The sequence below is a fragment of the Lysobacter sp. ISL-50 genome (assembly GCF_018612875.1).
Taxonomy (GTDB): Bacteria; Pseudomonadota; Gammaproteobacteria; order Xanthomonadales; family Xanthomonadaceae; genus Lysobacter.
The window spans coordinates 56,188-70,529 of sequence record NZ_JAGGRI010000013.1; the positions used below are offsets into that span (position 1 = coordinate 56,188).

Below are 14,342 nucleotides of genomic sequence, written 5' to 3' on the forward strand. Positions count from 1 at the left end.
AGGGCCTTCGGCACCAACCGATGATGTAAACAACAGCAAAGGCGCCCTCATCCCAGCCTTCTCCCGCGAGCGGGAGAAGGAGCCAAAAACAAGAGCCGTACAACAACCGCTCCAGCCATAGCAGCCAAAGCAGAACATCGGACTCCATGACCACCACCTCGCCTCATCCCACCACCTTGTTCGAAAAACTGTGGAACGCGCACCTGGTATCGCCCGAAAGCGACACCGCGCCCGCCGTGCTCTACATCGACCTGCATCTGATCCACGAGGTCACCTCGCCGCAGGCCTTCTCCGAACTCGAATCGCGCGGCCTGTCGCCGCGCCGGCCCGATCTGACCAAGGGCACGCTCGACCACTCCACCCCGACCCTGCCGGCCGGCGCCGACGGCCGCCTGCCGTTCTTCACCGCCGAGGCCGAGCATCAGGTCGATACGCTGCGCGGCAACTGCGCGCGCTACGGCGTGGAGTTGTTCGACTACGACGGCCCGCACCGCGGCATCGTCCACGTGATCGGTCCCGAACTCGGCCTCACCCAGCCGGGCCAGACCATCGTCTGCGGCGACAGCCACACCGCCACTCACGGCGCGTTCGGCGCGCTGGCCTTCGGTATCGGCACCAGCGAAGTCGGCCACGTGCTGGCCACGCAGTGCCTGCTGCAACGCCGCGCCAAGACCCTGGCGATCGAGGTGGAAGGCGAACTGTCGCCCGGCGTCGGCGCCAAGGACCTGATCCTGCACATCATCGGCGAGATCGGCGTCAACGGCGGCACCGGCCACGTCATCGAATACCGCGGCTCGACCATCCGCGCCTTGTCGATGGACGAGCGCATGACGGTCTGCAACATGTCGATCGAAGCCGGCGCGCGCGCCGGCCTGATCGCGCCGGATCAGGTCACCTACGACTATCTCGCCAAGACCCCGCGCGCGCCGCGCGGCGCCGACTGGGATCGCGCGGTCGCGCGCTGGAGCCAGTTCAAGAGCGACGACGGTGCGGTGTTCGACCGCCACGTGCATATCGACGCGAGCAAGATCAAGCCGACGCTGACCTGGGGCACGCATCCGGGCCAGGTCGCGGCGATCGACGCGCGCCTGCCGCAGGCCAACGATCCCGACGAAGCCAAGGCGCTGGCCTACATGGGCTTCGACGGCGGTGCGACCATGGCCGGGCGTCCGGTCGATGTGGTGTTCATCGGCAGCTGCACCAACTCGCGCCTGTCGGATCTGCGCCAGGCCGCCGACGTGCTGCGCGGCCGCCACGTGCATCCGCGCGTGCGCATGCTGGTGGTTCCCGGTTCCGAGCAGGTCAAGCGCGACGCCGAAGCCGAAGGCATCGACGCGATCATGCGCGCGGCCGGCGCCGAATGGCGCGAGCCGGGTTGTTCGATGTGCATCGCCATGAACGGCGATCTGGTCGGCCCCGGCCAGTTGGCCGTGTCCACCAGCAACCGCAATTTCGAAGGCCGCCAGGGCAAGGGCGCGCGCACCTTGCTGGCCTCGCCGCTGACCGCGGCGGCCTGCGCGGTCGCCGGCCATGTGGTCGATCCGCGCGATTATCTCAACGCCGTCGTCAAGGATGTCGCGTGATGTCCGCTTCCGTCAATCCGCCTTCGGGCACGCAGGGTTTCGTCGAACTGGTATCGCGCACCGTGGTCCTGCGCGAACGCAACATCGACACCGACCAGATCATTCCCGCGCGTTTCCTCACCACTACCGAGCGCAAGGGCCTGGGACGTTTCGCCTTCAACGACTGGCGCTATCTCGCCGACGGCTCGCTCAATCCCGCCTTCGAACTCAACAAGCCGCACAACGCCGGCGCGGCGATCCTGGTCGCCGGGCGCAATTTCGGCTGCGGCTCCTCGCGCGAACACGCGCCGTGGGCCTTGACCGACCTGGGCCTGCGCGCGGTGATCAGCAGCGAGATCGCGGACATCTTCCGCAGCAATTCGCTCAAGAACGGCCTGCTGCCGATCGTGGTCGCACAGGAGCTGCTGGACGAGTTGCTGGAACAACCCGGCATCGAGCTGCGCGTGGACGTGCGCACCCGCACCCTGCATTTGCCCGACGGGCGCGGCGTGCAGTTTCCGCTCGACGCCTTCGCCCAGACCTGCCTGATCGAAGGCGTCGATCAGCTGGGTTATCTGCTGCGCCAGATCGACGCCATCCACCAATTCGAACAACGCCGCGACGCGGCGATCGACAATCAACAGGAGCAACACCATGCGCGCTGACATCGTCGTGCTGAAAGGCGACGGCATCGGTCCGGAAGTCACCCACGCCGCGGTCGAAGTGCTGCGCGCGGTCGCCCGCCGTTACGGTCATCAATTCACCCTGCACGAGCATCTGATCGGCGGCGCCGCGATCGACGCCACCGGCGAGCCGCTGCCGGCGGCGACGCTGGAGGCCTGCCAGCGCACCGACGCGGTGCTGCTGGGCGCGGTCGGCGGGCCGAAGTGGTCCGATCCCAAGGCCAAGGTCCGCCCCGAACAAGGCCTGCTGGCCCTGCGCAAGGGCCTGGGCCTGTACGCGAACCTGCGCCCGGTGCAGCCGCATGCGGCGACTTTGGGCGCATCGCCGATCAAGCCGCATCTGCTCTCGGGCGTGGACATGATCGTGGTGCGCGAGCTCACCGGCGGCATCTACTTCGGCCAGAAGCAGCGCAGCGAAACCGCCGCCAGCGACCTGTGCGAGTACAGCGTGGCCGAGATCGAGCGCGTCGTGCGGCGCGCCTGCGAACTCGCGCGCGGCCGCCGCCAGCATGTGGTTTCGGTGGACAAGGCCAATGTGCTGGAGACCTCGCGGCTGTGGCGCGAAGTCGCCACGCGGGTGGCGCGCGAGGAATTTCCCGACGTGACCTTGGAGCATCAGCTGGTCGATTCGATGGCCATGCACCTGATCGCCAAGCCGCGCGCGTTCGATGTGATCGTCACCGAGAACATGTTCGGCGACATCCTCACCGACGAGGCCTCGATGCTGGCCGGCTCGCTGGGCCTGCTGCCGTCGGCCTCGCTGGGCGAAGGCAAGGTCGGCCTGTACGAACCCATTCACGGCTCCGCGCCCGACATCGCCGGCCGCGGCATCGCCAACCCCTGCGGCACCATCCTGAGCGCGGCGCTGCTGCTGCGCTACTCGCTGGGCTTGAACGCGGAAGCCGAGTGCATCGAACAGGCGGTGTCCGCGGTCCTGGACGCCGGCGTGCTCACCGCCGACCTGGCCCCGGCCGGCGAAGCGGCGACGACGGCGGCGGTGACCGCGGCGGTGCTGGCCCGGTTGGAGTTGCCTTGCCAGGTTGCGGAGTTGCGGGATTGATTCGTCTGCGTCTGCGCCTCCATTTTCGTTCCCGTTCTGCTCCTTCTCCCGCTTGCGGGGTGGGGGGCGCTGCTTGCGAGCCATTGGCTCGCGCGCCATCGAACGCCCAAACGCGCAGCGTTTGAGCCGGGGTGGGTGGGGGTGAGGGCCGCAGCGCAGACAAGCACAACCTGAGCCCGCGCACCCTCATCCGCCCTGCGGGCACCTTCTCCCGCACGCGGGAGAAGGGCTCGACACCGACTCCTTCCGGCCGCACGCGGGAGAAGGGCTCGGCAACGAATCTCCAGTAAGTCTGTACCCCTTCCCGACGCCCCACGCGTCGGGATTTTTTTGCCCGCGCTTTGCCGACCCGGCCGCCACCCCTCACCCATCATTGATGTGAACCCAGGCAACAATCGCCCGGTAACGCTATGCCATCATCCTGAAGCAACCTGGGTCGGCGACGCGCGGCCCGCAGCCAGACGCGGAGCGCATGACCGAGCAAGTACCCACGGCCGACCTGCTGATCGTCGGCGGCGGCATCAACGGCGCGGCGATCGCGCGCGACGCGGCCGGGCGCGGACTGTCCGTGCTGCTGTGCGAGCGCGACGACATCGCCTCGCATACCTCCAGCGCCAGCACCAAGCTCATTCACGGCGGCCTGCGCTACCTCGAACAATTCGAGTTCGCCCTGGTCGGCAAGGCCCTGGCCGAGCGCAAGCGCCTGCTGCGCATGGCGCCGCACATCATCTGGCCGCTGCGCTTCGTGCTGCCGCACCAGCCGCATCTGCGCCCGGCCTGGATGATCCGCATCGGCCTGTTCCTGTACGACCGCCTCGGCGGCCGGCGCGGACGCGGGCTGCCGGGGTCGCGCTCGGTCAACCTGCGCAAGCACATCGCCGGGCGGCCGCTGCAGGACGATTTCGTCCGCGGCTTCGTCTATTCCGACGCCTGGGTGCAGGACGCGCGCCTGTGCGTGCTCAACGCCATGGACGCCAGCGAGCGCGGCGCCACCGTGCTCACCCGCACCGCCTGCGTGTCGGCGACGCGCGGCGAGCGCGACTGGCAGGTGCAACTGCGCGGCGCCGACGGCGCGCTGCGCACGCTGCGTGCACGCGCCCTTGTCAACGCCACCGGCCCGTGGGCGGCGCGTTTTCTCGATGAGGTCGCGCACGTCCCGCACAACCACACGCTGCGCCTGATCAAGGGCAGCCATATCGTCGTGCCCAAGCTGTTCGATCACGACCATGCGTACATCTTCCAACAGCCCGATCGCCGCATCGTGTTCGCGATTCCCTACGAACACGACTACACCCTGATCGGCACCACCGACGTCGATTACCGCGAAGACCCGTCGTCGCCGCGCATCGACCAGGCCGAAATCCAATACCTGTGCGAGGCCGCCTCGCGTTATTTCAAACAGGCCATCCGCCCCGACCAGGTGGTCTGGACCTACAGCGGCGTGCGGCCGTTGCTCGACGACGACAGCGACCAGGCCTCGGAAATCACCCGCGATTACCTGCTCACCCTCGATCGCCAGGGCGCGCCGCTGCTCAACGTGTTCGGCGGCAAGCTCACCACCTCGCGCAAGCTCGCGGAAGAAGCCTGCGACACGCTCTCGCCCTTGTTCGTCGCGCCGCGTCCGGCCTGGACAGGCGGCGCGCCGCTGCCCGGCGGCGATCTTCCGGATGCGGATTTCGAGGCGTTCCACGAGGATTTCAGCCTGCGCCGGCCGTGGCTGCCCGACGCGCTGGCGCTGCGCCTGTGCCGCAACTATGGCAGCCGCGCGCTGCGGATCGTGGAGAGTTGCTCGCATCTGGAAGAACTTGGCGAACGGTTCGGTTCGGATCTGTATGCGGCCGAAGTGGATTATCTGATCGACTTCGAATGGGCGCGGACGGCCGAGGATATTTTGTGGCGGCGCTCGAAGCTGGGGTTGCGGATCGATGCGCAGGGGCAGCGTCGGTTGCAGGAATATGTCGCTATGAGGCTGGAGGGCGCGGATGTCGAGGTTTGAGGGTTGTGCGCTATCGCTTTCGCTCGTCATTCCCGCGAACGCGGGAATCCAGGGCCTTTCGTGCGAGAACGCTTGAAGTCGCTGGATTCCCGAAGGATGGCGCTGAAGTCTCTGAATTCCCGCCCTCGCGGGAATGACGATTTGAAAGAGGCGCGGTAGTTCTTATTAGCGTTGCAACAAAAGTTCCAGAAAGAAGCGACACCGAGCATGACCAAAAACTAAAAAAGCACCAACAAGCACCAGGGAGACCCACCGCAATGGCCACACCGATGTCGCAATACCTCAGCGAGTTCATCGCCACCGGCATGCTGATCCTGCTCGGCAACGGCGTGGTCGCCGGTGCGCTGCTCAACCAATCCAAGGCCCAGGGCGCCGGCTGGGGCGTGATCACCGCGGCCTGGGGCCTGGCGGTGTTGATCGGCATCTACATCGCCGGCCCGACCAGCGGCGCGATCATGAATCCCGCGCTGACCATCGCGCTGGCCTCGATCGGCAAACTGTCGTGGGCCGTCGTGCCCGGCTTCGTGCTGGCACAGATCGCCGGCGCCTTCGCCGGCGCGACCCTGGTGTGGCTGACGTATCTGGCGCACTGGCGGGTCAGCGACGATCCCGCGCTCAAGCTGGCGATCTTCTGCACCGCTCCGGCGATCCGCGACACCAAGGCCAACGTGTTGACCGAAGTCATCGGCACCTTCGCCCTGACCTTCGGCGCATTGGCCATCGGCGCCAACACGCTCGCGCCCGGCATGGGCCCGCTCGGCGTCGGCCTGCTGGTCGTCGTGATCGGCATGTCGCTCGGCGGCCCCACCGGCTACGCGATCAATCCCGCGCGCGATCTCGGCCCGCGCATCGCCCACGCACTGCTGCCGATCGTCGGCAAGGGCGGCTCGGACTGGGCCTATGCCTGGGTGCCGGTGGTCGCGCCGATCATCGGCGCGCTGCTGGGCGCGTTCGCGTTCCAAGCGGCTTACGGCTAGGAGTGAGTGGAGAGGAGCGAGGAGTGAGTAGAAGCGTCCAGACTCGCTGCTGCTACTCTCCCCCCAAGCTCCCCGCCAGCGCTCTTACTCACTCCTCACTCCTCTCCACTCACTCCTAAACCCCTTCCCGCCATGGACAAGTCCTACATCCTCGCCATCGACCAAGGCACCACCAGCTCGCGGGCGATGTTGTTCGATCGCGACGGCGCGGTGGTCGGCGTGGCGCAGCGCGAGTTCGAACAGATCTTCCCGCGACCGGGCTGGGTCGAACACGATCCGCGCGAGATCCTCGCCAGCGTGCAGACCACCGCGATCGAGGTGATGACCAAGGCGCAGATCAGCGCCTCGCAGATCGCCGGAATCGGCATCACCAACCAGCGCGAAACCACGGTGGTGTGGGATCGCCACACCGGTCAGGCGATCCACAACGCCATCGTCTGGCAATCGCGCCAGACCGCGGCGATCTGCGACCAGCTCAAGGCCGACGGCTTTGAGCCGATGGTGCGCGAGCGCACCGGCCTGCTGATCGACGCGTATTTCTCCGGGACCAAGGTCAAGTGGATTCTCGACAACGTCGAAGGCGCGCGCGAAAAGGCCGAGCGCGGCGATCTGCTGTTCGGCACCATCGACACCTGGCTGATCTGGAACCTGTCCGAAGACAAGACCCACGTCACCGACTACAGCAACGCCTCGCGCACGCTGATGTACGACATCCACAAGCGCCGGTGGTGCCCGGAGCTGCTGGAGATGCTCGGCGTGCCGGCGTCGATGCTGCCGGAAGTGCGTTCCAGCAGCGAGGTCTATGCGCACACCGGCGCACGCCATTTCTTCAATAACTCGGTGCCGATCTGCGGCGTCGCCGGCGATCAGCAGGCGGCGCTGTTCGGTCAGGCCTGTTTCGAAGCCGGCATGGCCAAGAACACCTACGGCACCGGCTGCTTCCTGCTGATGAACACCGGCGAGAAAGCGGTGCGTTCCGACAACGGCCTGCTCACCACCATCGCCTGGGGCATCGACGGCAAGGTCGAATACGCCCTGGAAGGCAGCATCTTCGTCGCAGGTTCAGCGGTGCAGTGGCTGCGCGACGGCTTGCGCATGCTCGGCAAGGCCGGCGATTCGCAGGCCTACGCCGAACGCGCGCGTTCGACCGAAGGCGTGTACTTCGTCCCGGCCTTCGTCGGCCTGGGCGCGCCGTACTGGCGCAGCGATGTGCGCGGAGCGATGTTCGGGCTGACCCGCGGGACCAGCAAGGAGCATTTCATCCGCGCGGTGCTGGAATCGCTGGCGTATCAGACCCGCGACGTGCTCAGCGCGATGCAGGCCGATTCCGGGATCGAGCTCAAGGCCCTGCGCGCCGACGGCGGCGCGATCGCGAACGATTTCACCGCGCAGTTCCAGGCCGATATTCTCAACGTGCCGCTCAACCGCCCGCGGGTGAACGAAACCACGGCGCTGGGCGCGGCGTATCTGGCCGGACTGGCGGTCGGATTCTGGGAAAGCCGCGAACAGATCGCGCAGCAGTGGCAGGTCGAGCGCAGCTTCGAGCCGCAGATGCTCGAAGCCGAGCGCGAGAAGTTGTACGCGGGATGGAAGCGCGCGATCGAAGCGACCTTGGCGTTCAGCGTCGAGCATGCCTGAGAGTTCCCGATCGGCGCGATCGACCCGCATCGCGCCGGCGAGCGCAGCGTCATGCACCGCCGCGCTCGCCCCACCGCGGCGGCATCAGGGGCCGGACAGGTAACGCGCGGCCCACCTGCGGCCGATATCGATGGTCTGGTCCGCGCTGTAGTGGGTGTCGTCGGCGAAGCCCGCGCCGATATCGTCCGTGCGGACATAGAACACCCGTTGCGGATCGGCGTCAGCCGCCTGCACCATGCCGTCGTTGACCTGCTGCATTCCGGTCCGGGCGGCGGGAGCGGCGAATGAGGGCATGTTGGGATTGATCTGGGTCAGATAGAACCGCAGCTGCGGCGCCTGCACATCGGCGCGGACATCGGCCATGAATCGGCTCAGGTTCGCGCCGTAGCCCGAGCCCGTGCCGAACAGCGCATCGCTTTCCCCCTGCAGCCAGAACATCGCCCGCAACGTGGGCGCATAACCCTGGCCGCGCAGCTCGGCGAGCATCGCGTGGATGTGCTGGATCAGCGTCGGATACAGCGGGGTGGCGCTGGCCCCGGTCTTCACGAAGTTCTGCGCCAGCCCCGCCATGCCGACCGCGTACTTGATGATCGCGACCGGTTTGTCGCTGCCCACCGCGTAGTCGCTGCCCAACGCAAGCTCGGGTCCGAATCCATCATAATTTCCGTGGAAACCGGAGCCTTGCGTGTCCAGTTGCGCCATCGATCCGATACTGGCGAGGGCATCGCCCAGCAGGTGCTGGCGATAGCCCAGCAAGGCGCGCGGGTCCGGAGCGTCGGCATAGTGGCGATTGGCCGCGCTCAGTCGCGCCGAGTTCGCGCCCCAACCTTGCGAATTGGATTGCCCGGACACGATGAACACATCGATCGGCATGGCCGCCGGACGGGCCGCGACGGGCGTCGCCGTCAGCCGCACGTTGTCCAGATCGACATAGGTGTTGGCAAGCGGACTTCCGCGCAACTCAATGCGCAGGCGCTCGCCCAGGCCCGGCGGATTCGCGCCGGTCTCGAAGTCGCGGCCGGTGTCGGCGAACGCGCCCGGCGCGGCGAGATTGCGGCTCGCGCCCGACCAACTGACCACCGGCTTGCCGGTCTGCGTCGTCAAGCGGATGTCGTAGCGTCCGAACGCACCAGCGCCGCCGTTGCGCGTGCCGCTGGCGACAGTCAGCGTATAGCGGGTATTGGCCTGCAAGCGCTCGGTCAGCACCTGTTCGATGCCGCTTTGGCCATTCCAGTGGAACTCGATGTTGTTTCCGTCGACACCCGGCGTCGCGCCGGAATAGAAGGTCTGTATTCCAGGCGTTTCCGGTGCCAGCAAGCCGCGCTGCCCGCTTTCGCCGAGCGCCCGCCAACCGCTGACGGCGTTGGTCACCGTGAATTCGCCCGCGAAGCTGTCCTGCTCGAAGCTGGGGTTGACGACGGCGACCTCGGCGGCAGGCGCGGGCGATGCGGCCAAGGCCGCGGCCAGGGTGCAGGCGATGCGGATGCCTTGCGACGGCATGTTCATGCGATGGTCTCGATAAGTAGATGAAAGGGACAACCGCCTCGCCCGGCGGACGTGCGGTCGTACTCATCTGCCTGATCGCATTGTCGCAACGCGGCCGGACCGAATCCGGACACGACCTTGGTCTAAAACCCCGGGGTCGGATCTACCGGTGGCGCCGTTGCACCCACATCGACGCATCCGCTCAGCCCCTCTCCCGCGAAACGGACAGGGGCACAAAAGCAGAACTCAAGCCTCGTCCGGCACCTTGACCTTGAACCACGCCGCATACAACGCCGGCAGGAACAACAAGGTCAGCGCCGTCGCCACCAGCAAGCCGCCCATGATCGCCACCGCCATCGGCCCGAAGAACGCGCTGCGCGACAGCGGAATCATCGCCAGGATCGCCGCCAGCGCGGTCAGCACGATCGGGCGGAATCGCCGCACCGTCGCATCGACGATCGCTTTCCACGGCTCGTGCCCTTCGCCGCGATCCTGTTCGATCTGATCGACCAGGATCACCGAGTTGCGCATGATCATGCCGGCCAGCGCGATCGTGCCCAGCATGGCGACGAAGCCGAACGGCACGCGGAAGATCAGCAGGAACAAGGTCACGCCGATCAGGCCCAGCGGCGCGGTCAGCAGCACCATGAAGCTGCGCGAGAAGCTGCGCAGCTGCAGCATCAGCAAGGTGAACACCGCGAACAGGAACAGCGGCACGCCGGCGTTGATCGACTTCTGCCCGCGCTCGGAGTCCTCGACGCTGCCGCCGACTTCGATCGAATAACCGTACGGCAGTTGCGAACGCAGTCCGTCGAGCGTCGGCGAAATCTGCGCCATCACCGACGCCGGCTGGGTGCCGTCGTAGATGTCCGCGCGCACGGTGATGGTCGGCAGGCGGTCGCGATGCCAGATGATGCCCTCTTCGAAACCGTACTCCAGAGTCGCGATCTGGGTCAGCGGCACGCTGCGCCCGCTGCTGGTCGGCACCGCCAGATTGCCGAGCATGTCCAACTGCACGCGCTCTTCCTGCGGGCCGCGCAACAGCATTTCGATCAGCTCGTTGCTTTCGCGATAGGTGCTGATGTGCGAGCCCGACAGCGAGCTGGACAGGAACTGCGACAACTGCGCGGAACTGATGCCCAGCGCGCGCGCGCGCTCCTGATCGACCTGCAGCCGCACGACCTTGCTCGGCTCGTCCCAGTCCAGGTTGACGTTGGCCACGTGGGCATTGGCGCGGATCCGCTCGCGCGCCTTGTAGGCGATCTTGCGCACCTCGTCGATGTGTTCGCCCGACACGCGGAACTGCACCGGATAACCGACCGGCGGGCCGTTCTCCAGGCGCGTCACGCGCAACTGCAGTTCCGGGAAACGCGGCACCACGTCCTTGATGATCCAGCTGCGCAGCGTTTCGCGCGCCTGCAAGTCCTTGGGCATCAGCACGAACTGGGCGAAGTTGGCGGCCGGCAGTTGCTGATCCAGCGGCAGATAGAAGCGCGGCGAACCGGTGCCGACATAGGCCACGTAGTTGGCCAGGTCCTTGCGCGTCTTGAGCAGGGCTTCAAGGCGCTGGGCCTGCTCGGTGGTCTGGCGCAGCGACGAGCCTTCGGCCAGTTCCATGTCGACCATCAGTTCCGGACGCACCGAGTCGGGGAAGAACTGCTGCGGCACGAAGCGGAACAGGACGATCGAGCCGACGAAGGCCGCGACGGTGATGCCGATCACCAGCCAGCGCCGGCGCACGCACCAGGTCACCCAGCCGCGGAAGCGCACATAGAACTTGGATTCGTACGGATCGTGGGCATGGTCCACCGGGTCCTTCGGCGCGATCACGCTCGACAGCAACGGAATGCGCCTGGCGAGACTGCTGCGCGCATCGTGCCAGCGCGCGGCCAACGATCCGGGCTTGGGCGCGGCGGCGTGGCCGTGATCGGGCAACAGCTTGTCGCCGAGGAAGGGGATGAACGCCACCGCCGCGATCCACGACACGCACAAGGCGATGGTCACCACCTGGAACAGGGAACGCGTGTATTCGCCGGTGCCCGACGCCGCGGTCGCGATCGGCAGGAAGCCGGCCGCGGTGATCAAGGTGCCGGTGAGCATCGGGAAGGCGGTGCTGTCCCAGGCGAAGGCGGCCGCGCGCAGGCGGTCGAAGCCCTGCTCCATCTTGATCGCCATCATCTCCACGGCGATGATCGCGTCGTCCACCAACAGGCCCAGCGCCAGCACCAGCGCGCCCAGCGAAATCTTGTGCAGGCCGACGCCGAAGAAATCCATCGCCGCGAAGGTCATCGCCAGCACGAGCGGAATCGAAAGCGCGACGACCAGCCCGGTGCGCAGGCCCAGCGAGAAGAAACTCACCAGCAGCACGATCGCCACCGCTTCGGCCAACACGCGGACGAACTCGCCGACCGACTCTTCCACCGCCGCCGGCTGATCGGCGACCTTGCGCAGTTGCATGCCCGCCGGCAGGGTTTTCTGCAAGTTGGCGAATTCGCTTTCCAGGGTCTTGCCGAGCTTGAGGATGTCGCCGCCCTGCTTCATCGACACGCCGATGCCGATCGCGTCCTCGCCCATGAAGCGCATGCGCGGCTGCGGCGGATCGGAGAAGCCGCGCCGCACCTCGGCCACATCGCCCAGGCGGAAGGTGCGATCGCCGACGCGGATCGGGAATTGCTTGATCTGATCGACCGAAGTGAACTGGCCGCCGACGCGGATCGGCACGCGGCTGGACGGCGTTTCGAAGAAGCCGGCCGCGACCAGCGCGTTCTGCTGGTTCAACGCGTCCTGCACCGCCTGCGCCGGAATGCCCAGGGTGGAGAGCTTGACGTTGGACAGCTCGACCCAGATTTTTTCGTCCTGCACGCCGAACAGTTCGATCTTGCCCACGTCCTGCTGGCTTTGCAGGGCGAGTTGGACGCGTTCGGCGTAGTCCTTGAGCACGGCGTAGTCGAAGCCGTCGCCGGTCAGCGCGTAGATGTTGCCGAAGGTGTCGCCGAATTCGTCGTTGAAGAACGGGCCGATCGCGTCGCTGGGCAAGGTCGGGCGGATGTCGCCGATCTTCTTGCGCACCTGATACCACAGCGGCTGGATTTCCTTGGAGCGCATCGAGTCGCGCGCGGCGAAGATCACCTGCGATTCGCCGGCGCGCGAATACGAGCGGATGAACTCGTACTCGCCGGTCTCCATGAGCTTCTTCTCGATCCGCTCGGTGACCTGGCGCGAGACTTCCTCCGCGGTCGCGCCCGGCCACAGCGTGCGCACCACCATTACCTTGAAGGTGAAGGCCGGATCTTCGCTGCGGCCCAGGCGCAGGTACGACATCGCGCCGGCCAGCGCGAGCACCAGCATCGCGTAGACGATCAGGCTGCGATGACGCAAAGCCCATTCGGAAAGGTTGAAGCGCATAAAGTAAACCCACTTCATTATCCCCCTCTCCCGCAAAGCGGGAGAGGGCAGGGGTGAGGGCACGAAAGCCTAAAAAACGCCTAAAAAACCCGAAGCCGCCAACGCGCGCCACGATCGGCGGCACGCATCGCGATCACTTCTCGACCGGATGGTTATCGCGGTCCACCGCGAGCACTTTCTGACCGTCGCGCAACAGGTGGCCGCCGGCGGATACGACCCAGTCGGCCGCGCTCAGGCCCTTAACGACAGGTACGCGGTCTTGACCGAAGGGTCCGGCGACGATGGGTTTGAGCTTCACCGTGGCGCTGGCCAGATCGGCGACGAACACCGCGGTGCCGTTGCCGGTGCGCTGCACCGCGGCGAGCGGCACGCTCAGGCCGGAGGCGGCCGCGTCGGGCTGATAGATGCGCGCGCTCTGGCCCAGTTCCAGCGTTCCGGCCGGGGCATCGACGCTGACCCGCGCGGCATAAGTGCGCGAGGCCGGATCGGCCGCGGGCGAGACTTCGCGCACGCGCGCCGGCCAGCGCTTGCCCGGGATCGACCACAGTTCCACCAGCACCTGCTGGCCCGGCTTGAAGGTCGCGATCGCGCCCTCGGGCACGGCGAAGGCGACTTCGCGCGCGCCGTCGGCGGCCAGCGCGAACACCTGCTGGCCGGCCGCGACCACCTGCCCGGCTTCGGCGCTGCGCGAGGCGATCACGCCTTCGGCCGGCGCGCGCAACTGGGTGTAGGCCGATTGATTGCGGGCGACGTCCAGATTGGCGCGCGCCGAATTGAGCTGGGCTTGCGCGGCCTTGGCCGCGGCGTCCTGTGCGTCCAGCGTCGAACGGCTGACGAGTTGGTCCTTGCCCAACTGCGCGAACCGCACCTGGTCGGCACGGGCGCGGGCGTATTCGGCCTCGGCCGCGGCGAACTGCGCCTGCGCGGCGCGGCTTTGCGCCTCCAGGTCGCCCGGATCGAGCACCGCCAGCACCTGCCCGGCGGCGACGTGGGCGCCGACATCGACCTTGCGCTCGATCAGCTTGCCGCCGACCCGGAACGACAGCGGGCTTTCTTCGCGGGCGCGGACCTCGCCGGCATAGGCCGAGACCGCGTTGACCGCACCGGTCGGCCGGCTCACCAGCACCGGCCGCACCGCTTCGGCGGCGGGCTTGCCGTCGCCGCAGGCGGCCAGGGCCAGACTCAGCGCCGCCGCCAGCACGGCCGCGCCGGTTGCGAAGCCGCGGCGGCGACCGCCGGGCGGTGCCGGAGCGCCGTGCGAAACTGGGGTGGAGGCGGAAAAAATCCGGCTGCGCATTGCAGATGGCCTCATCGCGAATTAATGTACTTGGCGGTACTGTATAAATAACGAACCACGCAGTCCAGTATTGTTTCCTATCAAAGTTCAACCCGCTACCGGCCCGCGTAGAACCCGCCCCCCAATGCGCCAGTCCATCGAAATTGCGTAAAAACACCCAACGGTGCCGCGTCAGCCCATCGAAGCCACGTAAAGAACACCCAAGTACGCCGCGCCAGCCCATCGAAGCCACTTAAAGC

The 14,342-nt window shown here is 67.0% G+C and carries 9 protein-coding genes; 6 read left to right on the top strand and 3 right to left on the bottom strand.

Annotated elements, in window-relative coordinates:
* Nucleotides 1–146 precede the first annotated feature (146 nt).
* From leuC to glpK, 6 genes are all read left to right on the top strand, one after another.
* Complete coding sequence (leuC, locus tag J7J50_RS08480) at nucleotides 147–1,583, top strand: 3-isopropylmalate dehydratase large subunit (protein ID WP_215055665.1); 1,437 nt, start codon at nucleotides 147–149, stop codon at nucleotides 1,581–1,583.
* Entirely contained in the window at nucleotides 1,583–2,227 is a 645-nt protein-coding gene (gene leuD, locus J7J50_RS08485) for a 3-isopropylmalate dehydratase small subunit (protein WP_215055666.1), read from the top strand. Before leuC ends, leuD begins: the two co-directional genes overlap by 1 nt.
* Nucleotides 2,217–3,305, top strand: coding sequence for a 3-isopropylmalate dehydrogenase (gene leuB / locus J7J50_RS08490; RefSeq protein WP_215055667.1), 1,089 nt, complete (start codon nucleotides 2,217–2,219; stop codon nucleotides 3,303–3,305). Before leuD ends, leuB begins: the two co-directional genes overlap by 11 nt.
* A gap of 472 nt (nucleotides 3,306–3,777) precedes the next feature.
* Nucleotides 3,778–5,301, top strand: a complete 1,524-nt coding sequence (gene glpD, locus J7J50_RS08495; protein WP_215055668.1) for a glycerol-3-phosphate dehydrogenase — start codon at nucleotides 3,778–3,780, stop codon at nucleotides 5,299–5,301.
* 257 nt (nucleotides 5,302–5,558) lie between these two features.
* On the top strand, nucleotides 5,559–6,278 hold the full coding sequence (locus tag J7J50_RS08500; RefSeq protein WP_215055669.1) for an MIP/aquaporin family protein: 720 nt from the start codon (nucleotides 5,559–5,561) through the stop codon (nucleotides 6,276–6,278).
* Between the two features lie 132 nt (nucleotides 6,279–6,410).
* Nucleotides 6,411–7,916, top strand: coding sequence for a glycerol kinase GlpK (gene glpK, locus J7J50_RS08505; RefSeq protein ID WP_215055670.1), 1,506 nt, complete (start codon nucleotides 6,411–6,413; stop codon nucleotides 7,914–7,916).
* Nucleotides 7,917–8,000: 84 nt separating this feature from the next.
* On the opposite strand, the gene J7J50_RS08510 is transcribed toward glpK, so the two are convergent.
* From J7J50_RS08510 to J7J50_RS08520, 3 genes are all read right to left on the bottom strand, one after another.
* Nucleotides 8,001–9,422: a sialate O-acetylesterase gene (locus J7J50_RS08510; protein ID WP_215055671.1), complete on the bottom strand. Its 1,422-nt coding sequence runs from the start codon at nucleotides 9,420–9,422 to the stop codon at nucleotides 8,001–8,003.
* Between the two features lie 225 nt (nucleotides 9,423–9,647).
* Nucleotides 9,648–12,824 (bottom strand): efflux RND transporter permease subunit, encoded by a 3,177-nt coding sequence (locus J7J50_RS08515; RefSeq protein WP_285222268.1) that lies wholly within the window; start codon nucleotides 12,822–12,824, stop codon nucleotides 9,648–9,650.
* Between the two features lie 115 nt (nucleotides 12,825–12,939).
* Entirely contained in the window at nucleotides 12,940–14,007 is a 1,068-nt protein-coding gene (locus J7J50_RS08520; protein ID WP_343222458.1) for an efflux RND transporter periplasmic adaptor subunit, read from the bottom strand.
* Nucleotides 14,008–14,342 lie beyond the last annotated feature (335 nt).